The sequence below is a fragment of the Bacillus coreaensis genome (genome assembly GCF_050586445.1).
Lineage (GTDB): Bacteria > Bacillota > Bacilli > Bacillales > Cytobacillaceae > Robertmurraya_A > Robertmurraya_A coreaensis.
Window position 1 is genome coordinate 203,261 of the sequence record NZ_JBOCCY010000006.1, and the last position, 20,961, is coordinate 224,221.

Here is a 20,961-nt window from a genome sequence, read left to right on the forward strand (position 1 = left end):
TTCCTCCTAATTACAATTAATATGGGAAAGGACTTGCTGAAGAATCGTGATAACATGTTCGTCATCGTATGAATAGTACAAGGTGCTTCCTTCCCGACGATACTTGACTAATCGAAGCTTTCGCAGTGTGCTCAGTTGATGTGAAACGGCCGATTGAGTCATCTCCAGTACTTCCGTAATATGACTCACAGAGCATTCCTCTTGGGAGAGTAGGTATAAAATTTTGATTCTTGTTGGATCAGCTAGTGCTTTAAAAATTCTGGCTGCTTCATCCGCAGTAGCTTGGTTAAGAAAAGAATGATCAGTACGTTCCATCATCTAGCCCCTTTAATCAGTAATTTAACATATGAGCATATGTTCATATATGTATATTATCATAAAGTTGGTCATTTGGTGATAAAAAAACTTGAATTCTCAGAAATTTATTTTGGAACAAACGTAAAAAAGTGATAACATGGTAGCATACAATATGCTTTAGTCCGGTTAAGTATTGGAGTGAACGTTGGAGTGATGACAGTGACAGGAAGAGAAGTTCCATTAAGAGAGAAAAGTATCGTATTTATTGGTTTCATGGGTGTGGGGAAAACAACCATTGGAAAATTAGTAGCTAAAAAGCTTTATCGTGATTTTATAGATATTGATCAAGTGATCGAAGAAGAATACGGTGCACCAACTTCAGAAATTTTTAAGCAGATTGGGGAAAAAGCCTTCCGTGCCAAAGAAAAGGAAGTAATTACTGAATTAAGCAAGAAGAAGCTTTCAGTACTTTCTTTAGGTGGCGGTGCATTTCTTCAAGAAGATATAAGGGAAGCGTGCACGAAAAATTGTATCGTATTTTTCCTAGACCTATCGTGGGAATATTGGAAGGATCGTATTAGTTTAATTATTGATTCAAGACCCGTTCTTCAAGGTAGGAATATTGATGAGATTTTGGAGCTTTTTAATAGTAGACAAGAGATCTATCAATACCACCATTCAAGGGTAAAAACCGATACTCAGGAAGCAGAAGAGATCGCTGACTATATCGTCGATTCTTTAAAAGTTGCTTGGGATATTTATGAGCCAAGATAATATATGACGAAAAAGCCATTCAACGAATGGTTTTTTTGTTTTTATTGGAGTTTTTAATAGGGACAGCCTATGAATTAGACTGTTTTTTTCAATTAGACTTTCCTTTCTCTCCCCCATACAATTAAGGTATAACATGAATTCATGAAAAAAAGTTTGTTTAATCTTGTGAATCATTTCACAATAAACCAGCTAGGTAAACAACAATTCAATTGGAGGCAAGGAACATGGCAGACTTAGGACGCATCGATGGCAGAACAAAATTAATTGGACTTTTAGCAACCCCAATCGGACACTCATTATCACCAGCTATGCAAAATATGTCATTAAGAGAACGTGGGTTAAATTATTCATATATGGCATTTGAGGTAGGAAATGAGCAATTAGCCGATGTAGTAACTGGGATGAGAGCGTTAGGAGTAAGAGGTTTTAATGTATCCATGCCCAATAAAACGAAAATTCTACCATTATTAGATGAACTTTCTCCTGCTGCTCAGTTTACGGGTGCAGTGAATACAGTGGTTAACGAAAACGGAAAGCTAATTGGTCATATTACTGATGGAACTGGATATATGAGAGCATTAAAAGAAGCAGGTGTGGACGTTGTTGGCAAGAAAATGACCTTGATGGGTGCTGGTGGAGCTGCGACTGCGATTGCCATTCAAGCTGCCTTGGATGGAGTAGCTGAAATCTCGATTTTTAACCGAGAGGACGACTTTTATCATCGTGCTTTAAAAAATGCCCAAATTATTAACGAAGAAATAGAAGGAATCAATTGTAAGGCAGCGGTTTACAATCTAGATGATGCCGATCGTTTAAAGGAAGAAATTGCAACTAGTGATATTCTTACAAATGCAACAGGTGTAGGAATGAAGCCGTTAGAAGGAGAGAGCGTGGTGCCAGATGCATCTTGGTTACGGCCAGAGCTCATTGTATCTGATGTCGTATACATTCCACGTAAAACAAGATTACTAGAATTAGCAGAAGAAGCTGGTTGTTCAAAAGTAATCAATGGATTAGGAATGATGCTTTGGCAAGGTGCCGCAGCCTTTAAGCTTTGGACTGGCGAAGATATGCCCGTTGAGTATGTAAAAGAGGAAATGTTTTAAAAGAGAAAGGAATGGTATTCCTTTCTCTGCTAAATATATTTTTTTTATTAATAATGTGAAGTGATTCACAAATTTGAAAGGAGAAGAAGGTATGGAGACAAATAAAAAATATTACCCAATCGCTTTTGCACTTTATTTTACTTATTTAGTTCACGGAATTGGAGTATCCATCTTAGCGCAATACAAGCAGAATTTTGCAGAAAAATGGGGGGCTACCACATTAACGGATGGTACATTTGACGTTAGTATGGTGCTTACGGTCATTGCCGCATTAGGCTTGGGACGTTTAATCTCACTTCCCATTGCAGGACCACTGTCAGATAAGTTTGGACGAAGAGTATCTGGATTAATTGGTATTACAGCCTATGTTACTTATTTTATCGGTCTTGTATTCTCACCAAGTATGTATGTTGCTTATGCATTTGCTTTATTAGGTGGGGTGGCGAACTCTTTCATAGATACAGCGGTTTATCCGGCCATCATGGAAATTTTTAAGAAAAAAGGCGATGTGGGTAATCTATTTGTAAAGTTCTCGATCTCCATTGGACAATTTTTGCTTCCATTTATGATTGGTTTTGTAGCAGCAAATACGATGCCATTTACATCATTATTCTATTTATCAGCAATTTTATTAGCTGTATCAGGGGTACTAATGGCGGTTTTACCATTCCCTCCTATGTTGGTGAAAGTTGAAAAAACAGACTCTAAAAAAACAGAAAAGTTAAAGTTAACAGGACCAAGTTTGGCGATTGTGATCTTAGGTTTTACCGTTACTTCTACATTTATCTTATGGTTAAATGCGAATCAGGAATTAGGAAAACTATACGGTTTAGCAGACCCAAGTAAAATTCAATCGTATTATGCACTCGGTACAGTTATTGCAATTCTAGTAACATCCTATTTAATTAACAAAAAAATTCTTCAATCGGTTCAAGTCGTTGCTCTTTACCCAGCGATTGCTGCCGTCATGTTGCTAGTGATTTACTTTGTGAAAGTACCTTCTATTTTATTAGTCGGTGGTTTCGTGCTTGGGTTTACTGCTGCAGGTGGAGTTCTTCAATTAGTCACATCTCTAGCTGTAGAGTTATCACCAGCAAACGGTGGAAAAATGACATCGGTTGTAATGATCGCTTCAAGTCTCGCAAACTACACGATTTTAACAGCTGCAGGAGCTATCACGAAAGCTGGCGGAGTAAATGGCCCATTGTATCTACTATTATTTAACTTTGCCATCACAGCCATCGGTGTCGGACTTGCCGTATATGTGAACAAGAAGTATGCAGAAAAGGCAACAGCTCCGGTTAAAATGGCGAGTTAAAAAGGAAATGGCACTAATCACATGTATTAGTGCCATCCCCTATGATTCTAGAAAGTTCTCCAGTTAGACCATTTGATTTCAAAAAGTAGACGCATTTACACCGTAATAAGTATCTTAATACTGTTATAATATGCTCAAGTTCTCACAAAGTGTACTTTACTGAAGAAGAAAGGAGTGCTGAACATGAAAAATAAATACTCTTTCACTGCAATTGGCTGCTACATTAACTATTTTGTCTTTGGCATGGCCTATATTATGATTGCACAAAATATGTCGTTCCTAACGGAGCAATTTCACACAGATAAAGCTGGAGTCAGCTTTATCATTTCGGCATTTGGGCTCGGTCGGCTCTTGTCACTCTATTTAGGTGGTGTATGGTCTGATAAGATTGGTAGAAAACCATTTATCGTCGCTGGTTGTCTGTTATTTGCTTTCTTCCTAATTGGTATTCCTCTTAGTCCAACCTATGAATTGGCAATTGTCTTTGCCTTCTGTGGTGGATTGGGCAATGCATTTCTAGATGCAGGAACCTACCCAACGTTAATGGAGGTTTACCCAAAGACAGCTGGTTCAGCTACGGTTGCTTTAAAGGCATTTATTTCTTTCGGCTCTGCTTTACTTCCATTACTGATTGCCTTTTTTATTCAGCATGATATTTTTTACGGAGCATCGTTTTTTATTCCTGCCATCATTTTCTTGGTATCTGGCTTCATGTTAATAAAGGCAAAGTTTCCTAATCATAAGGTTAGCGCAGAAAGTACGGAAAACGGCCCACCTGTCGTGTTCTATACAAAGCCTAATTTTAAGGTTGAAGGAGTGGCCATTATCGTAATTGGTTTTACTGCTCCAGCCCTACTTTATTTAATGAATATTTGGATTCCCACTTACGGGCAGGAAATGATAGGAATGCCTCTAGTTGATTCGTTAAAGCTGATGTCTTATTACAGCTGGGGAGCTCTTCTCTCTGTTATCTCTTTAGCATTCTTAGTAAGAAAGACGATTCGTCCCGTCACCATTGTTCTTGTGTATCCGATACTATCATTTTTGTCGATTTTGGTATTATTGACTTTTAAAACACCAGTGCTCGCAATGATTTCAGCATTCCTGATCGGCTTCTTTCTAGCAGGTGTTCTTCAGCTAGGATTAACCGTATTATGCGAGTTCTTCTGGGATCGTAAAGGCTCAGTAACAGGAATTATGTACACCGCAACAGGATTAGCAACGACCCTTATTCCGATGGTATCAGGATTCATCACCCGATATGTAGATATTCAAGGCGTATTTGTATTTGCGCTTGCCGTAAACTTCATAGGAATTCTTGCAGCAGGTGTCGTATTCTTCCAATATCGTAAACTAACAAGCTTAAAGCAACAGCAACTAGCCGCATAAGGAAAGGCAGCCACTTTTGAATACGGGCTGCCTTGTTTTATTTTGCCTGGAATTTTCTTTGGAAAAGATCGAACAACATCATTTTGTCTCGCAACAACGCAGAACATGGTTGCTGTCCCATCGGATACGTTAGCGTGTATTTGTCGCAAACAGGACATTTTTCGTCCTCTTTAAAATAATGAATAATGTTCATTGGGAAGTTGAAATCGCCTCCCCCTACTAACATTTGATAAGAGTGACCTTTCACTTCAAATAGTACCTGATACCCACTAAAAATGGATAATTTACTAATCTTTATATTCGTTGCAGAATAATGGCTCATTTCTTTTACACATCCTAAGGTAAATTCAATAGAAGACTAGCTTATGGTTTTATTATAGCTGAATCTGGTTGGGATTTCATGGCATTCTGTAACAAAATGGGGGAGAAATTGGTGTGGTCTCCAGGATCCTTCCGTCCTCTTTCAATATATCAGCGCCATATCAAATATATCAGCGACTTTCGTAATATATCAGCACCATATGAAATATATCAGCGACCTTCCCAAAACGCGTGGCTCTCCAAATCAACAAAAAGCGAGCCACACCCCGTGCAGCTCGCCCTTCACTAATAAAAATCAGCCTATTTCATTACATAATTGACACCCAACATTCACTAGATCATTAATAAGGATCCGCTTCGTGGCTTTTCTTTACCGCTTCTTCTGTTGCTTCATTCGCAGCTAATGAACCTTGGCCATATTTGGATTGACCTGCTTCACGACCTGGAACTTTACCTGCTTCCATAGCTTCCATTTCTTTCATTTTCATGTGAAGACCTTCCTTCACACGGCGACCATACTCCTCATCGGCTTGTGTGAAGTGATCAATCATGGCATCTTGAATTTTCGGGTCGCAGACGGCAAGTGCTTCGGATAGGTTTTTAATTAATTCATCGCGCTCCCAGTCTTCTAAGCTTCGGTAAGTGTGACCAGCCTGCCCATAGTTGTTAGGTCGATCAATTGGCGCACTCATGGCTGCTGCATTATACATGGGTTGGTGAGGTGCACGACCTTCTCTACTTGCTTCCTTAAATCCACCTAACATCGATGGCTCATAGTTAATATGTGGATTATCCCCTGACTCTTTTGGGTCACGCACATCCATTTGCCCGCGTTGCTGATTGGTGTGGATAGGTGCCTTTGGTGCATTTACAGGAACTTTTAAATAGTTTGCTCCCACACGATAGCGTTGCGTATCGGAGTAAGAGAAGGTACGCCCTTGCAACATTTTATCATCTGAAAAGTCCATTCCATCGACAAGAACTCCTGTACCAAAGGCAGCTTGCTCAATCTCAGCATGAAAATCTACTGGATTTCGATCTAGGACCATACGACCTACTGGTAACCATGGGAACTGATCTTCTGGCCACAGTTTGGTATCATCGAGCGGGTCAAAATCAAGTTCAGGATGGTAATCATCTTCCATTATCTGAACAAAAAGTTCCCATTCTGGATATTCACCACGTTCAATTGCTTCATATAAATCTTGTGTAGCATGACCTACGTTTTTGGCTTGAATCTCGTTAGCCTCATCTTGTGTTAAATTTCGTATTCCTTGCTTTGGCTCCCAGTGATATTTTACCAATACAGCCTCACCCTCGGCATTCACCCATTTATAAGTGTTCACACCAGAACCCTGCATATGGCGATATGTAGCTGGAATTCCCCATGGAGAGAAGAGGAAGGTAATCATATGTGTCGCCTCAGGTGTGCGGGAAACGAAATCAAACATCCGCTGTGGATTAGGAACGTTAGAAGCAGGATCCGCTTTAAAAGCGTGAATCATATCAGGGAACTTCATCGCATCACGAATAAAGAAAATTTTCAGGTTGTTTCCAACAAGATCCCAGTTTCCGTCTTCCGTATACATTTTTACAGCAAAGCCACGTGGGTCACGTGCGGTTTCGGGCGAATCCTTCGCGCCTGCCACTGTAGAGAAACGAACCATTAATGGAGTTTTCTTCCCGGCTCCAGAAAATACTTTGGCGCGCGTATACTTTTCTACTGGTTCATCTCCCACTTTTCCATACGTTTCAAAATACCCGAATGCTCCAGAGCCACGTGCGTGTACCACACGCTCTGGTATCTCCTCACGATCAAAATGGGAAATCTTTTCAATGAAGTGATAATTCTCAAGTGTAGCTGGTCCGCGGTTACCAATCGTACGGATATTTTGATTATCTGGTACTGGATGGCCCTGACGAGTGGTTAACGTCTCACGGTTCTCATCTTGTCCGTTTGAAGCATTTTTATCTTTGTTCTCTGTCAAAAAGATAACCTCCTAAATAATTATTACTGTCATAGAATGTCCATTTTAAGGTGGGGTATGCAAAGTTTTCCAGAAATGCAAAAAGAACATGAACGGGACATTCACCACCTAATAACATATTCATACACTGTACGTGAAGTGGATGCCCTTCATCCATTTAAAGCAAAAAAATCTGATTATTCTTTAGAAATAGGTGATGTGAAGTGACAAGGAAAATCCCTGCAGGTTACAAGTCAAAACTCGATTTACTACAAACCGAACAAGCAATAAAAAAGGTGAAGGATTATTTTGAGAGCAATTTGGCTGAAGAATTGAATCTAATTCGAGTGTCAGCGCCGATTCTTGTAAAAGAAGGGAACGGGATAAACGATAATTTAAATGGTGTGGAACGGATTGTTTCCTTCGATGCTCTTGATATAGAAGATACACAAATTCAAGTGGTCCAATCTTTGGCTAAATGGAAACGGCTGGCTTTAGCAAAGTACGGAATTGGTTTAGGCAGAGGGTTGTATACTGATATGAATGCCATTCGTCGTGACGAAATCCTCAGCAATCTTCATTCCCTGTATGTGGACCAATGGGACTGGGAAAAGGTCATTACCAAAGAACAACGCAATGTCCAAACCTTGCAAGCGGAAGTTCGAAAAATTTATAATGTGCTTCGATCCACAGAGATTTACCTTAATGACTTTTTCCCAGAATTAAAACCATCGCTTCCGATGAATATTCATTTTGTCACGACACAGGAACTCGAAGATCAATATCCAGACTTAACACCGAAGCAAAGAGAAGATAAGGTTGCTAAGGAATACGGTGCCGTGTTTATCTCTCAAATTGGTGGTGCATTAAAGTCAGGCAGCAAACACGATGGCCGCTCCCCAGATTATGACGATTGGACGTTGAATGGAGATATAGTCCTTTGGAATTCGACCCTTGAAAGGGCATTTGAAGTCTCTTCTATGGGGATACGAGTAGATGAAGAAGCCTTGAAACAGCAGTTAAAACTAGCGGGTGCTGAAGATCGTGCACAGTTAGAATTTCACCAAGCCATTTTAAATAAGGAAGTTCCATACACCATTGGTGGAGGAATCGGTCAATCAAGATTGTGTATGTTTTTCCTGCAAAAAGCACATATTGGCGAGGTTCAAGTGTCCATATGGAATGAGGAGATTCTGCAATCTTGTAGAGAGGCAAATATTCAGCTGTTATAGCAGATAAAGTCCCAATAAGTTTGCCCTTATTGGGACTTTATTTACGCTGGTTTTGCCTTTTTCCATACTCGAGTCATAATAATAGTGACAAGAGCAATCAGTACGACAAAGATCAAACTAATAAAGAATCCAAGTCGGATACTTTTTTCAAATATCGTCCCTGATACAGCAGCAGCAAGCAAAATCAACCCGAGGATACATAGTGTTTTATCCCAAGCCTTGAGCTTTAGAATTTTTAAGGCAGAGAGGATGATAAATGCCCAGTTATACATTTGTAAAATTCCAGCTGCCGTTGTGATATACGCATAGATTTTTCCTGGTAAAAGCAAGGCGGCAACGACTGATGCCGATAAACCTAACGTAGCCAGCCCTAACGAAGGAAGCGGAACTTCTTTTCCGAAAAAGAGCTTCTTTTCTTTTTCAAATATAGCTGGGGCATCCTTATCTTTGGCTAATGTTTTTAACAGGTTGGTTACCGTAAATAACGATGCTGTCATCGTGGAGAACCCGGCTGTTATAATGGCTGCATTAAACACATGCGGAAAAAATGGCAGCTTATAATGAGACAAGGCAGTCACAAATGGGCTTTCTTTTTCATCAATCGCTTGATAAGAAACCATAGTGACAACAAGTCCCATGGATATCGCATAGATAATGGTCAATACGATTAGCATAATCTGTCCTGCTTTTGGAGCATCTTCTTTATTTTCAAGCTGCATGGATAATAATCCAATCGCTTCAATTCCGCCAAACGCATAAAATGCATAAAGCAGGGAAGACCAAAATGCTAGTCCACCTTTAGGGAATAGGTCATGAAAGGAATTTGGCATTCCTGGCTGATGGGTATCACCTCCATGAACCCATCCTATAAGCGCAGCAATGGCAAGAATAATAAACATAAGAATAGCCGCCGTCTTCGTTACGGCTAACACATTTTCTACCTTATCGAACCCTTTTGTTCCTAAAAAAACGACAATAATAGAAAGAACCGCATAGCCTGCAGCAAATACCCACAGTGGAACCTTAGGGAACCAAAATCGAGAAAGAATCGCTAATGCTGTTAACTGACTTCCGATAATTAAAATTTTCGAAATCCAGTAATTCCAACCACAGCTAAATCCAGCCCAGCGTCCGAAAGCTTTTCCGGCATAATAACAGAACGAACCTTCTTGCGGATCTTTCGTTGTCATCATCGCTAAAAAATGATACACCACATACGTGCCAATCGCAGCTAACAAAAAGGAGAAAACGATCGCAGGTCCGGTGATTTTTACCCCAATACCAGAACCAAGAAAATACCCTGTTCCAATCGTACATCCGATACCGATAAGGCTCAGCTGCCACCATTTTAAATCCCCTTTTGATGCATTTCCTTTTGCTTGCCCTGAACCACAGCTTACTTTTTTCATCCAAATCCTCCTTCAAAGCGTTCTTATTGTGTTACACATTCGCACTCTTCAAACATTGTTATTTTTGGATATGTTTCTGTGTTCGAACAAAAGCTAAAAAGCAGGAGGTGAAGCAAATGGAGAGTCATGAAATTGGGGTACATGAAATTATTGATTTAAGAGAACTGAATGCCTTTAAGGTGGCATGTTTAGTGGAGGCTAAAGCTCGACTCGACCGAGTAGAAAATCCGGATCTAAAAGAATTAGTGGAAGAAAACATTCGATTAGGAACAGCGACGTTGAGCCAAATGAGAGATATATTGGCAAGAGCTCAAACGAAAATGGACCAGTAGGAGGTGTTATATTTGGAGGTAAAACCATTAAGCTTTACAGATCATGTGATTGCAACGGATATGCTGTTTGAAACCACAGCATCCATAAAAGACCTTTCTGTAGCAATTACGGAAGCGACATCAGATGAGGTACATACATTTTTACGACAAGAGTTACGAAATGCGATCGCCTACCATGAAAGAATATACGGATTCCTTCAGGACAGGGGCATTTATGATGCTTACAACATCCCAGAGCAGTTAAAAAAGGACATTTCTTACGCAACAGAAGCTCTTGAACAATAAGTGGAGGTGAGATCATGATAGACAATATCGGAGTTCACGAAAGTTTGGAATTACACGAACTATTAACGTTTAAAAGCTTATGTTTAACCAAATCAACAGTCATGCAAGCCTTAGTGACTGACCCGGCTTTATTTAAAGGAATTAATGCAGGAGGATGTCTCAGCCTCCACCAGACATATCGAAGGGTTAAAACGTCATCTTACGTAACGGAGGATACTATGAACGGATTCATTGAAAAACTAACAGGCATGGCTCCATTAACCGATCAGGTCATCGCGACCGACCTTTTAATGGCATCAAAAACGGCGGTAAGAAACTACTCATTTGCCATTACCGAAACCGCTACTCCAGAAATTAGACAAACCTTAATGGATCAACTTGAGGATGCGATTGATGCTCATCGGAAAATTTCGAAGTATATGATGGAAAAAGGGTATTATCATCCTCAAGATACGAAAAAACAACTAGAGGTGGATTTGAGGACTGCGGAAACGGCTATGTCTCTATCGAACGACTAACGGGAAAGCTTGTGGCGAATGTCCGCAAGCTTTTTAAAAAGAAAAGAATATATTTCATCTTCCTTCTTTTGTATACTAGGTAAATAGTACCGAAATGAGGTTGTGAAATGAAAACCAAACGTTCCTTTCTTACACCAGATATCCCTAGGGAAAAGAAAATATTATTAGAAGAATACCTGTTTAAAGAAAACATCCAACGCTGTAAGCTATTCGCTAGTATTGTCATATTATTCGAAGCTATTTTACTTGGAATGAATATGGCTGAAACTTACGCTACGAAACAAATCTTAGTAGATGGAAATACATATTTTATTCTGTATATCACTTTAGTCATCATGGCTAGTACGATGCTTTTATTAATACGGTGGTTCGAGCGCCAGGTCTCCCGGAATAAGTGGGCTAAACCTGTGTTATTAAGCCTTGTCAGTTTGTTTTTAGTTTGGGGTGCAATTGTAACGCTCGTAGACCAAAAAGAGTACGGACATGTCATGGCGTTTGTTGTGAACTTTATGTGTGTATCGATTCTGTTTCATGCCACTAATAAAATCATGCTGGCCATTTACACACCAGCCATTCTCGTTTTAGGAATCGGATTACCAATAGTTCAACCCTCGAGTACCGTTGTAATGGGACATTTTATCAATTTAACTGTCTTCCTATTTTTCTGTTGGCTTGCTTCTAGAATGCTATATCGAAGCTACGCGACCAATTACATCAGTGAGCTGTTATTAAAAGAATCAAACAACTCACTTGCTGAAAAAATAAAAGAAAATGAAAAGATGAACGCTAAGCTAAAAGAGCTTTCGATGCTAGACGAGCTCACAGGAATATCAAACCGAAGAGGATTTTATCAATACATTGAAAGTACATTGACCCATTCAAATCAGGAAAGACCAATATCGATTCTTATGATTGACATCGATGCTTTCAAACCATATAACGATCATTATGGGCACTTACAAGGTGATAAGGTGATACAAGCTGTAGCAAACGTGTTAAAGACGGTAGTAGATGTTCCTTCTAGTATCGCTTCTCGATTTGGAGGAGAAGAGTTTATAGTGGTAGTGTTTGATATAGATCATCAGTTGACTCAACAGTTGGCAGAGGACCTTAGAAGTGCAGTTGAAAATCTCCTGCTACCACATGAATTTTCACCAGTTGCTGATTATGTAACTATCAGCGTAGGTTATGTATCTAGCACGATTGGTAGGGAAGAGGAGTTAGAACTACTCATTGAACAGGCCGACCTTTTTCTTTATCAGGCGAAGGATGCGGGGAGAAATCGAGTGGGGACGAGTGCAAGTGCGAGTGCGAGTGTCAGCATATAGATGATGTTGAGAATATTAGACTAAAAAAACAGGGTGTTGTTTCCCTGTTTTTTTTAGGTTTAATAAAATAGCTTTCTTAATTTTCTACTTCATTATTAATAACAAATAAAGGAGGATAAATTTAAGAAGAGACGAATATTTTAAAATATTAAAATTTAATTAAATATGGGAGGGGAGGGAGACCATGAAGCGTCTAGCGATCGTCACGAAGGATATGAAGATGGGCGGGGCAGAGAAAGCGCTTGTGTCTATGCTCAAAGTGATACCAAAAGGCAAGTTCAAAATTACGTTATATGTGTTAACAGATGATGGAGAACTGCTAGGAGATGTTCCGAGCTGGGTAGAGATCAAGAAAATCCCTTATGGTACAGCTGGGATGACCGATACTGTCAAGGGATATTTGCGTACCGGAAAGCTGATCAAAGCTGTCCATAGCACTGTACTCTCCATACAAATGAGGTCGAAGGATTACTATGAACAATATCTGTACAAAGCATTAATGCTTCCGAAAATCGAAGAGGAGTATGACGTTGCGATCTCTTATTTTTTTCCATGCGGCTTTATTGATTGGTATACCCTCCACAACGTCCAAGCGAAAAAGAGATTCGTATGGGTGCACAGCGATATCTCAAAGTTTCCCAATATTCATCATTCTGCATGTATAGAGATGTACAGTGGGTACGACAGAATATTCTGTGTGTCTGACGAATCTAAACTTAGCTTCATTAGGACTCTCCCCGAGATTAGAAGCACAGTGGATGTTATGTATAACTTTATTTCTAGCGAAGAGATCTTGACGAAGGCTGATCAGGGTCCGGGCTTCGATGATGAATTTGATGGGTTCCGGATAGTGACGGTCGGCAGATTATCCAAAGAGAAAGGGCAGGATCTCATTCCGGGTGTGCTCGCGAGGCTAATAGCTGATGGGTACAACGTACGTTGGTATTGCGTTGGAGAGGGAAAGTTAAGAACGTACATAGAACAACGGACAGCACAGATGGGGTTAGAGGAAAAGCTTGTTCTTCTTGGGAATCAAATGAATCCGTATCCATATATGAAGAATTGTGATATCTACGTGCAGCCCTCACGAATAGGAGCCTATGATCTAGCAATAGCTGAGGCTCGGTGCCTGAGAAAGCCTATCGTTGCAACGGTCACAAATAGCTCGGTGGAGCAGATTGAGGACGATGTTACAGGTTTTCTAGTAACGATTGATGAAGATGCATTATATTCAGCATTAAAGAAACTATTCGATTATGAAGAAATCCGTAAGAGATTTATATCCCAAGTGGGTATGAGAGGATTGGATTCAACGGATGAGAAGCTCGAGATATTGTATTCACATATATTAAGCTGAGGGAAGGTATAAAATATGAAAGCAGAAGTGAGCATTATCGTTCCCGTCTATAACGTAGAACAGTATCTACGCAGGTGTGTTGATTCCATCTTGGAGCAAAAGTTCCAAGACTTTGAGCTGATCTTAGTGAACGATGGGTCTATCGATGGTTGTGGCGGGCTTTGCGACTTATATGGTTCACAACATTCGAATGTTCGTGTGATTCATAAGCCTAACGGTGGTTTGTCTTCGGCGAGGAATGCGGGGCTCGATGTTGCAGAAGGCGAGTATATCGTATTCGTGGACAGCGATGATTATATTCACCAGGAGATGATTGGGACGCTGCACGAACTAGCGAGAATTCATTCTTCAGATATAGTCATGTGCAATTATGTGAGGACAAACGAAGAGCAAATCTCACAAGTGTTACCTACTGAGGTGCCCGAAGTTTATCATTATACGAATCTACAAGCAATCGACAGGCTGCTAAACGTAGATGAAGATCACCAGTCTGGCAAAAAAAACGGCCTTCATTGGGTGCTTGCGTGGAACAAGCTGTATAAACGGCATCTTTTCAATGACTTGCGTTATAAGGATGGGGTTTTGTTCGAGGATGTACATATTATTCATAGACTGCTATATAAGTGCTCGAAGATTACCTATATTCCGCAACCATTATACTATTACTATCAGCGTCCTGAGAGTATTGTGAACTCAACCTTCACAATTCGGAAGGCTGATAAAGCCTATGCGCTGGAGGATCGTGCTATTTTTTTGCGTTCCATAGGTAAGGCACAATTATACCGGAGATCACTCAAAACGTACTTGGATATGTTCTATTGGTATTACTATAAGGCGGTTCAGGAATGTGCGCATGAGAAGGAAGAGATTGCGAAGCTGAAGAGGAGTCTGCGCAAATGGCTGTTCCAACTGCTGGGTAATCCACTTATAGGAAGGAAACAGAAAATGCTTCTGATATTGTTCCTGCTGCGGAGGAATTAAATATATCTAGCACGCAATCCTAGTATGACAAAGCACAGTTACGATGAAAATAAAAACCGAGGATACATTAGTCTAATAAAAACGAGATTTCTAGATAGGTAGTAATCTCGTTTTTGTGTGGTTAAAACTGGACGAATGCTTGGTGATTAACGAAAATAAAATATAAAGAATTGCACTGCATAACAGTGGAATATTAAAAATAAAAAACGAAAAAGAGTTGATTCAGGTGAGTATTATATTAGCGTTTTTAGCGGCCCTATTTGCGGCACTAACGGCCATTCTAGCCAAATTCGGAATCGAAAATGTTAACTCAAATCTTGCCACTGCTGTACGAACAGTTGTTGTATTAATTATGGCTTTTGTTATGGTTGTCATCACCAAACAGACGGACGCTGTGTTTAAGATGTCTGGAGAAGCATTGTTCTATCTGATGTTGTCAGGATTATCAACAGGTTTATCGTGGCTATGTTTTTTTAAAGCTATTCAAATCGGTGATGTATCCAAAGTGGTTCCAATTGATAAAGCAAGTGTCGTGTTGACCATTATTCTCTCATTTGTTGTATTACAGGAGCCTGCGACTACCTTAGTTATGGCAGGAGGATTTATTATCTCCATCGGAACATTTGTATTAATCGGGAAAAATAAAGAAAAAGATAAAGTACGAGTTGGTCAATCTTATATTTGGTTAGCTGTACTCTCAGCGGTGTTTGCTTCGCTCACAAATATCTTGGCTAAAATCGGAATTGAAGGAATTGATTCAAACGTGGCAACCTTCATTCGAACCGTTGTCATTCTTTTATTCGCTTGGGGAATTGTTTTTTTTCAAAAAACCGGCAGTCAGTTAAAAACCATTTCGAAACGTTCGTACATATTTTTGATTTTGTCAGGAGTAGCAACCGGACTTTCATGGCTTTGTTACTTTGGAGCACTTGCACTTGGAAAAGTGAGTGTAGTCACTCCGATTGATAAGTTCAGTGTCGTAATCACGATGGTGCTTAGCTTTTTTATATTAAAGGAAAAGCCGACAAAGAACACGATAGCAGGAGCAGTTTTAATTACAATTGGAACGGCATTATTGATCTTGTAGACATTTGAATGGGATGTCTTTTTTTATTTTTGTAAATTTTGAAAAGTAGATTGACTATTGTAAAGGAAGGTGGTATTTTTAGTTTATCGAATTAAGTTCTCAATAGAGAACTACAATAAACCACTTAAAGAGACGATTTTTTTTTTGGGAACGTTGTTCTTTAATGAGAACAAGTTAGAGTTCATAAATACAGATTGTTTGTAATCAGGAGGAACCATGAGCGCAATTGCTGGAATCTTAAATTTAAACGGGGAACCCGTCTCAATAGAACATAGTGCTAGTATGATGAAAGCTCTAGAAAAATTTCCTGCCAACGACATACAAACCTGGCATAAGGATAGTCTGTTTCTTGGTTGCCATGCTCAATGGATCACACCAGAATCAATAGGTGAAGAACTACCATTCTATGACTATACTAGAGGGCTAGCTATTACAGCCGATGCAATCATTGACAATCGTGATGAGCTTTTTCAACTTCTACAAATTCATAGAGAAGATCAGAAAAAAATCACAGATAGCCAACTGATTCTTCTTGCTTATCATAAATGGGGCGAGGAGTCACCTAAGTATTTAGTTGGTGACTTTGCCTTTATGATTTGGGATGAGAAAGAGCAGAAATTATTTGGGGCACGAGATTTTTCAGGTAGTCGAACGCTCTATTACTTTAGAGATGGACAAAAGTTTGTGTTTTGTACGGTAATGAAGCCAATTTTGGGGTTGCCGTTTGTTAGCGCTGAATTAAATGAAATGTGGATAGCGGAGTATTTGGCGAATCCTGGGATGTATGAGTCCGTGGATCCTAATATTACGGTGTATCAAAAGCTACAACAGCTCCCACCGTCACATTCTATTACCATACGTAATGAGGAGGTGAAGCATACAAGATATTGCTACCTAACTAACGATAAAAAGCTCTATTTAAAGTCAGATGAGGAATATGTAGAGGCATTTCTTGAGGTATTCACTAATGCTGTGAATACAAAATTACGGACACATCTGAATGTTGGAGCTCATTTAAGTGGAGGGTTAGATTCCGGCTCGGTTGCTAGCTTTGCTGCCAAAAAACTACTTCTAGAAGATAAAAAATTACATACCTTTAGTTACGTCCCTGTAGATGACTTTGTTAATTGGACACATAAAAGTAGGATAGCAAACGAACAACCAATGGTTGAAAAAACAGTGAATTATGTGGGGAATATATCATCCCAGTTTCATAGTTTTAAGGAAAGAAACTCTTACACTGAAATTGACGAATGGATAGATGTACTAGAAACTCCGTATAAATTCTTTGAAAATACCTACTGGTTAAGAGGGATTTTTGAAGTAGCAAAGGAAAATGGGATCGGAGTTCTTCTCAATGGTCAAAGGGGTAATTGGTCAATATCTTGGGGGCCAGCTTTTGAATACTACAGATTATTATTAAGGCAGTTAAAACTTATTAAATTTTATAAAGAGATTAACTCATATTCTAATAAGTTTGGTGTAAAGAAGAGTAGAGTTATTTCATTAGTAAACAAAAAGATGTTTACGAAAATTAAACAAGAAGATTTGTTCCCGTCTTATATAAATGAAGGTTTTGCTAGTAGGACAAAGGTTTTAGAGAAACTTGAGGATCATGGTATTGATATTGAAGGGAAAATCCAATCAAATGTTTTCCAAATTAGAATGGATCAATTTCAAAAGGTTTATTATTGGAATACGTCAGGGACCTATGGTTCCAAATTATCCTTAAGGTATGGTCTAGTTGACAGGGATCCAACAAATGATTTAAGAGTTATTCGTTTTTGCTTATCTGTCCCTGAAGATCAATATGTTCAAAATGGGTTGGATAGGGCACTAATTAGAAGGGCTGCGAAAGGGCACTTACCTGATGAAATTCGATTAAATATGAGCACAAAAGGAGTCCAAGGCGCAGATGGAATTCATCGTATGAAACCTACCTTGGACCAGTATATATGTGAGCTTGAAATGATGAGAGATGATTCAAGTTTTTCTGGTTTCATTAATCAAAAAACCTTAAATAATGCGATATCAGTTTTGAAAAAGAATCCAACAGATAATTTTGTGTTTGAGTTCGAAAATAAAATTTTAATGAGAAGTCTTATCCTATATCGATTTATAAATAAACAATCTTGAGAGGAGGTGATAGTATGAAGAAAGAATGGAAAGCACCACAGTTAGAAGTTCTTAATGTAAGTATGACTATGGCTGGCCCAGGGATTAAAACTCCTGATACAGTTCAGCCAGATCAGGACGAAATGGTTCACTACAGCTAATAGTTATTATACTTAGACGAATCAATTTCGCCCTCATAGCATGAAAAGGTATGAGGGCGTATTGAATTTTTTGTAATACCGTGGGGGTAATTCATTGAAAACACTTCAAAGGAGTACTTATAGGGCATTTGGAATGATATTTAGTAGTGAATTTGAACTACCAGAATTAATGAAAATGGATGAAAAACCGAACTTAGTTGATATTAATATTGAAATTAAGGACTTACAGGATGCATGGAGAAATCTTCAAGCATTTAATAGATTTTGTGTTGTAGAAGATAATGTAGTTTGGATTCATATACCTGAGACAGCAATTTTCTGTATTGAAAATGGAAATAACATAGCCGTTTCTCCATTAAAGTCTGATTTGGAGGATCGAATACGTTTATATATACTAGGTTCTTGTATGGGAGCGCTTCTTTTACAAAGAGGGATTCTACCACTTCATGGAAGTGCTATTTCTATAAATAATAAAGCATATGGGATAGTTGGAGAATCAGGAGCAGGAAAATCTACACTTGCTGCGGCCTTGCTCTCAAAAGGATATAGGCTATTAAGTGATGATATAATTCCTATTTCATTTATTGATAACAAGCCTATGGTAACTCCAGCATATCCACAACAAAAGCTTTGGAAAGAAAGCCTGGATGCTTTTCGAGTTGATGCAGATCAGTTTTCATCTATATTTGATCGTGAAACAAAGTTTATCGTTCCTGTTTCTTCCCATTTCCATCTAGAACCAATGGAATTAGGCGGGATTTTTGAACTTATGAAAGGCAAGGAAGAGGATGTGATCCTTCGCCCGATTAATAAACTAGAACAAATTAAAAAATTATACGATCATACTTTCCGACAGTTGTTAGTTGAACGATTAAATATTCAAGAATGGCATTTTCAATTAACAACTGCGGTGGCGGGAGCAACTTCTATGTACCAATTACAACGACCGGCTACTCGTCTTACCATAAATGATTTAACCGATCTAGTCTTAACTACAATAGATAAGGAGTGAAAAAATGTTAAAGGAAAAAGAGATTCTGTTAACTGATTATGTGAAGCAAGTAGAAGGAAATATCGTAAGTGATATGGGTGGGGAAAAGGTAATGCTTAGTATTGAAAATGGAAAGTACTATAACTTGGGTGAAAGTGGCGGCACTATTTGGGGCTTATTAGAAGAATCTACTATGGTAAAAGATGTTATTACTAAATTAACGGAAATGTATGAGATTGAGCACGAGGAATGTGAGGAACAAGTCATAACTTTTCTTAATCATTTACTAAAAGAAGGGTTAGTAAAAGTAGTGTAAGATATTACACATTCTATAAGAGGTCTTAGAAATGAAATGGTTCTCGAAATGTAAATATTTTTTATTATTAGAAACAAAAACAAAGATTCTATTATGCGAAGCATTTATATTTTTAGGATGGGCAAGAATACTTAAACTGAGAAACTTCTCCCTAGTTGTACCTATATTAGGTGATTATATGGAAGAGACCCATCATGATCTTATCGAAAGTCAAAGACAGATAATAAGAGATATTTCCTCAGCTATTCATCTAATGAGTAAATATACTTTTTGGGAAAGCCAATGTCTTGTGAAAGGGATTGCTGGACTAAAAATGTTAGAACGAAGAAAGATTGATAGTACCTTATATTTGGGGACTGCTAGAGAAATAGACGGCAAGTTAATTGCACATGCATGGCTGCGTAGTGGCCCTTTTTATGTATCCGGTGCTGAGGAAATGAAGAGGTTTACAGTTGTAAGTATGTTTGCAAAAAGAACAGATAGTAAAAAAGGGGAAAGCCATGAAGAGCGAATGCGTAATTAACCTATCCAATATCCCAGCTGAATTAAAATTAATTTTGGACATACTTGAAGATAATAATCCACTAATTAAAGATAAACAAATAAATTGGGACTTATTTCTAAAGCAATCACACCATCATCGCCTGTACCCCGCTCTATATAAGAAACTGATTCAAGCAAACATTCAGTCGATTCCCGGGAATGTACTTCAAAAGTTAAAAATATCTTACGAAAAAAATACTTTTCACATGCTTTTTCTCTCTAGAGAAATGGAAATGATCAATCATGCTTTACAAAAATGCGGAATTAAAATTTTGTTTTTAAAAGGGCCAATATTAGCAAGAGACCTTTATGGTGATTTATCAAGTAGAACGTGTGGAGATTTGGATATTTTAACATCTATGGTTAATCTTCAAGCAGTTGAAAACACTTTAGTTAGTCTGGGATATGAAAAGGATGACTATATTAAATCCTTATTAGGAGATTGGAAATGGAGACACCATCATTTTACTTATTTTCATAAAACTCATCGAACAAAGGTAGAAATACATTGGAGACTAAATCCTGCACCAAGTAACGAACCGTCTTTTGCAGATTTATGGAGTAGAAAAAGAGAGTGTGTATTAAAAGACAATCCTATTTATTATTTGGGAGAAGAGGATTTGTTCTACTTCCTTGTAACTCATGGTGCTCGTCATGGGTGGTCGCGTCTCCGCTGGCTTATGGATATTCATCAGATTCTTAAAAAGGATTTAGATTGGAAGAATGTTATTCTGCTTCTACAAGAATGTCAATCCGAAAAAGTGGCTGGTCAATCATTAGTATTATCCGATTCGCTGTTTCAAACTACAATACCGAGCGATTTGAGGGATTTAATAACGAAAAGTGAATCAAAAAAACTAGCTCAGGATGCTGTTTTTTATCTTGAAAATATGGTCAATTTACATAATGATCCAGTGCCGATAGAAATTTCTAAATACCATGCTAGGCACTTGTTTTCACAAATGTCTCTTCAACAAAAAATAGTGCATTTATTTAGTATTCTACATCCATTTTATACAGATGCTGAAATTTTACCATTACCCAAAAAGTTACATTTCCTATATTTTCCGCTACGCCCATTTTTACTGTTATGGAAAAGGAAGAGTAGACATGTATTATCATAGGAGGATATTC

General features: G+C 38.5%; 23 protein-coding genes. 19 read left to right on the top strand and 4 right to left on the bottom strand.

Going from position 1 to position 20,961, the window contains the following annotated elements:
• Window positions 1–6: 6 nt before the first annotated feature.
• Window positions 7–315, bottom strand: coding sequence for an ArsR/SmtB family transcription factor (locus ACQ5H4_RS11995; protein WP_430775139.1), 309 nt, complete (start codon window positions 313–315; stop codon window positions 7–9).
• Window positions 316–510: 195 nt separating this feature from the next.
• Between ACQ5H4_RS11995 and ACQ5H4_RS12000 the strand changes: the two genes are divergently transcribed.
• The 4 genes from ACQ5H4_RS12000 to ACQ5H4_RS12015 all read left to right on the top strand — a co-directional run bounded on the left by ACQ5H4_RS12000 (window position 511) and on the right by ACQ5H4_RS12015 (window position 4,884).
• Window positions 511–1,071, top strand: coding sequence for a shikimate kinase (locus ACQ5H4_RS12000; RefSeq protein WP_430775233.1), 561 nt, complete (start codon window positions 511–513; stop codon window positions 1,069–1,071).
• Between the two features lie 224 nt (window positions 1,072–1,295).
• Window positions 1,296–2,177, top strand: coding sequence for a shikimate dehydrogenase (locus ACQ5H4_RS12005; RefSeq protein ID WP_430775140.1), 882 nt, complete (start codon window positions 1,296–1,298; stop codon window positions 2,175–2,177).
• 91 nt (window positions 2,178–2,268) lie between these two features.
• Window positions 2,269–3,495 carry an MFS transporter gene (locus tag ACQ5H4_RS12010; RefSeq protein WP_430775141.1) on the top strand — a complete coding sequence of 409 codons (1,227 nt, stop codon included), beginning with the start codon at window positions 2,269–2,271 and terminating at the stop codon, window positions 3,493–3,495.
• Between the two features lie 183 nt (window positions 3,496–3,678).
• Window positions 3,679–4,884 carry an MFS transporter gene (locus ACQ5H4_RS12015; protein WP_430775142.1) on the top strand — a complete coding sequence of 402 codons (1,206 nt, stop codon included), beginning with the start codon at window positions 3,679–3,681 and terminating at the stop codon, window positions 4,882–4,884.
• A gap of 37 nt (window positions 4,885–4,921) precedes the next feature.
• Here ACQ5H4_RS12015 and ACQ5H4_RS12020 read toward each other — a convergent pair whose 3' ends face one another.
• The gene (locus ACQ5H4_RS12020; RefSeq protein ID WP_430775143.1) at window positions 4,922–5,206 is read right to left on the bottom strand and encodes a hypothetical protein; all 285 of its coding nucleotides are present in this window, start codon (window positions 5,204–5,206) and stop codon (window positions 4,922–4,924) included.
• Between the two features lie 340 nt (window positions 5,207–5,546).
• Window positions 5,547–7,193: a catalase gene (locus ACQ5H4_RS12025; protein WP_430775144.1), complete on the bottom strand. Its 1,647-nt coding sequence runs from the start codon at window positions 7,191–7,193 to the stop codon at window positions 5,547–5,549.
• A gap of 57 nt (window positions 7,194–7,250) precedes the next feature.
• On the opposite strand from ACQ5H4_RS12025, the gene ACQ5H4_RS12030 reads away from it, so the two are divergent.
• Both ACQ5H4_RS12030 and asnA read left to right on the top strand, forming a co-directional pair.
• Entirely contained in the window at window positions 7,251–7,400 is a 150-nt protein-coding gene (locus tag ACQ5H4_RS12030) for a hypothetical protein (protein ID WP_430775145.1), read from the top strand.
• A complete protein-coding gene (gene asnA, locus ACQ5H4_RS12035) occupies window positions 7,397–8,404 on the top strand; it encodes an aspartate--ammonia ligase (protein ID WP_430775146.1) in 1,008 nt (335 codons plus the stop codon). The genes ACQ5H4_RS12030 and asnA overlap by 4 nt, the downstream gene beginning before the upstream one ends.
• 41 nt (window positions 8,405–8,445) lie before the next feature.
• On the opposite strand, the gene ACQ5H4_RS12040 is transcribed toward asnA, so the two are convergent.
• Window positions 8,446–9,813: an amino acid permease gene (locus ACQ5H4_RS12040; RefSeq protein ID WP_430775147.1), complete on the bottom strand. Its 1,368-nt coding sequence runs from the start codon at window positions 9,811–9,813 to the stop codon at window positions 8,446–8,448.
• Window positions 9,814–9,929: 116 nt separating this feature from the next.
• On the opposite strand from ACQ5H4_RS12040, the gene ACQ5H4_RS12045 reads away from it, so the two are divergent.
• From ACQ5H4_RS12045 to ACQ5H4_RS12105, 13 genes are all read left to right on the top strand, one after another.
• Window positions 9,930–10,145 (top strand): hypothetical protein, encoded by a 216-nt coding sequence (locus ACQ5H4_RS12045; RefSeq protein WP_430775148.1) that lies wholly within the window; start codon window positions 9,930–9,932, stop codon window positions 10,143–10,145.
• Between the two features lie 12 nt (window positions 10,146–10,157).
• Window positions 10,158–10,430: a spore coat protein gene (locus ACQ5H4_RS12050; RefSeq protein ID WP_430775149.1), complete on the top strand. Its 273-nt coding sequence runs from the start codon at window positions 10,158–10,160 to the stop codon at window positions 10,428–10,430.
• A gap of 218 nt (window positions 10,431–10,648) precedes the next feature.
• Window positions 10,649–10,948: a spore coat protein gene (locus ACQ5H4_RS12055; RefSeq protein ID WP_430775234.1), complete on the top strand. Its 300-nt coding sequence runs from the start codon at window positions 10,649–10,651 to the stop codon at window positions 10,946–10,948.
• A 107-nt stretch (window positions 10,949–11,055) separates the two neighbouring features.
• Window positions 11,056–12,276 carry a GGDEF domain-containing protein gene (locus tag ACQ5H4_RS12060; RefSeq protein ID WP_430775150.1) on the top strand — a complete coding sequence of 407 codons (1,221 nt, stop codon included), beginning with the start codon at window positions 11,056–11,058 and terminating at the stop codon, window positions 12,274–12,276.
• A gap of 184 nt (window positions 12,277–12,460) precedes the next feature.
• Window positions 12,461–13,633 (top strand): glycosyltransferase, encoded by a 1,173-nt coding sequence (locus tag ACQ5H4_RS12065; protein WP_430775151.1) that lies wholly within the window; start codon window positions 12,461–12,463, stop codon window positions 13,631–13,633.
• 15 nt (window positions 13,634–13,648) lie between these two features.
• Entirely contained in the window at window positions 13,649–14,614 is a 966-nt protein-coding gene (locus ACQ5H4_RS12070; RefSeq protein ID WP_430775152.1) for a glycosyltransferase family 2 protein, read from the top strand.
• A 226-nt stretch (window positions 14,615–14,840) separates the two neighbouring features.
• Window positions 14,841–15,701 carry an EamA family transporter gene (locus ACQ5H4_RS12075; protein ID WP_430775153.1) on the top strand — a complete coding sequence of 287 codons (861 nt, stop codon included), beginning with the start codon at window positions 14,841–14,843 and terminating at the stop codon, window positions 15,699–15,701.
• Window positions 15,702–15,917: 216 nt separating this feature from the next.
• A complete protein-coding gene (locus ACQ5H4_RS12080) occupies window positions 15,918–17,837 on the top strand; it encodes an asparagine synthase-related protein (RefSeq protein WP_430775154.1) in 1,920 nt (639 codons plus the stop codon).
• Between the two features lie 14 nt (window positions 17,838–17,851).
• Window positions 17,852–17,977 (top strand): paeninodin family lasso peptide, encoded by a 126-nt coding sequence (locus ACQ5H4_RS12085; protein WP_430775155.1) that lies wholly within the window; start codon window positions 17,852–17,854, stop codon window positions 17,975–17,977.
• A gap of 94 nt (window positions 17,978–18,071) precedes the next feature.
• Entirely contained in the window at window positions 18,072–18,989 is a 918-nt protein-coding gene (locus tag ACQ5H4_RS12090; protein ID WP_430775156.1) for a phosphoenolpyruvate carboxykinase (ATP), read from the top strand.
• A gap of 4 nt (window positions 18,990–18,993) precedes the next feature.
• Window positions 18,994–19,284, top strand: a complete 291-nt coding sequence (locus tag ACQ5H4_RS12095; protein ID WP_430775157.1) for a lasso peptide biosynthesis PqqD family chaperone — start codon at window positions 18,994–18,996, stop codon at window positions 19,282–19,284.
• A 31-nt stretch (window positions 19,285–19,315) separates the two neighbouring features.
• Entirely contained in the window at window positions 19,316–19,807 is a 492-nt protein-coding gene (locus ACQ5H4_RS12100; protein ID WP_430775158.1) for a lasso peptide biosynthesis B2 protein, read from the top strand.
• Entirely contained in the window at window positions 19,785–20,951 is a 1,167-nt protein-coding gene (locus tag ACQ5H4_RS12105; RefSeq protein ID WP_430775159.1) for a nucleotidyltransferase domain-containing protein, read from the top strand. Before ACQ5H4_RS12100 ends, ACQ5H4_RS12105 begins: the two co-directional genes overlap by 23 nt.
• Window positions 20,952–20,961: the final 10 nt, after the last annotated feature.

What these genes read in the sequence shown, in the direction of transcription:
- ACQ5H4_RS12070 (WP_430775152.1), top strand. Translation starts at nt 13,649, where the DNA reads ATGAAAGCAGAAGTGAGCATTATCGTTCCCGTCTATAACGTAGAACAG.
- ACQ5H4_RS11995 (WP_430775139.1), bottom strand. Translation starts at nt 315, where the DNA reads ATGGAACGTACTGATCATTCTTTTCTTAACCAAGCTACTGCGGATGAA.
- ACQ5H4_RS12010 (WP_430775141.1), top strand. Translation starts at nt 2,269, where the DNA reads ATGGAGACAAATAAAAAATATTACCCAATCGCTTTTGCACTTTATTTT.
- ACQ5H4_RS12060 (WP_430775150.1), top strand. Translation starts at nt 11,056, where the DNA reads ATGAAAACCAAACGTTCCTTTCTTACACCAGATATCCCTAGGGAAAAG.
- ACQ5H4_RS12045 (WP_430775148.1), top strand. Translation starts at nt 9,930, where the DNA reads ATGGAGAGTCATGAAATTGGGGTACATGAAATTATTGATTTAAGAGAA.
- ACQ5H4_RS12085 (WP_430775155.1), top strand. Translation starts at nt 17,852, where the DNA reads ATGAAGAAAGAATGGAAAGCACCACAGTTAGAAGTTCTTAATGTAAGT.
- ACQ5H4_RS12030 (WP_430775145.1), top strand. Translation starts at nt 7,251, where the DNA reads ATGCAAAGTTTTCCAGAAATGCAAAAAGAACATGAACGGGACATTCAC.
- ACQ5H4_RS12065 (WP_430775151.1), top strand. Translation starts at nt 12,461, where the DNA reads ATGAAGCGTCTAGCGATCGTCACGAAGGATATGAAGATGGGCGGGGCA.
- ACQ5H4_RS12000 (WP_430775233.1), top strand. Translation starts at nt 511, where the DNA reads ATGACAGTGACAGGAAGAGAAGTTCCATTAAGAGAGAAAAGTATCGTA.
- ACQ5H4_RS12080 (WP_430775154.1), top strand. Translation starts at nt 15,918, where the DNA reads ATGAGCGCAATTGCTGGAATCTTAAATTTAAACGGGGAACCCGTCTCA.
- ACQ5H4_RS12095 (WP_430775157.1), top strand. Translation starts at nt 18,994, where the DNA reads ATGTTAAAGGAAAAAGAGATTCTGTTAACTGATTATGTGAAGCAAGTA.
- ACQ5H4_RS12055 (WP_430775234.1), top strand. Translation starts at nt 10,649, where the DNA reads ATGAACGGATTCATTGAAAAACTAACAGGCATGGCTCCATTAACCGAT.
- ACQ5H4_RS12020 (WP_430775143.1), bottom strand. Translation starts at nt 5,206, where the DNA reads ATGAGCCATTATTCTGCAACGAATATAAAGATTAGTAAATTATCCATT.
- ACQ5H4_RS12040 (WP_430775147.1), bottom strand. Translation starts at nt 9,813, where the DNA reads ATGAAAAAAGTAAGCTGTGGTTCAGGGCAAGCAAAAGGAAATGCATCA.
- ACQ5H4_RS12015 (WP_430775142.1), top strand. Translation starts at nt 3,679, where the DNA reads ATGAAAAATAAATACTCTTTCACTGCAATTGGCTGCTACATTAACTAT.
- ACQ5H4_RS12105 (WP_430775159.1), top strand. Translation starts at nt 19,785, where the DNA reads ATGAAGAGCGAATGCGTAATTAACCTATCCAATATCCCAGCTGAATTA.
- ACQ5H4_RS12100 (WP_430775158.1), top strand. Translation starts at nt 19,316, where the DNA reads ATGAAATGGTTCTCGAAATGTAAATATTTTTTATTATTAGAAACAAAA.
- ACQ5H4_RS12005 (WP_430775140.1), top strand. Translation starts at nt 1,296, where the DNA reads ATGGCAGACTTAGGACGCATCGATGGCAGAACAAAATTAATTGGACTT.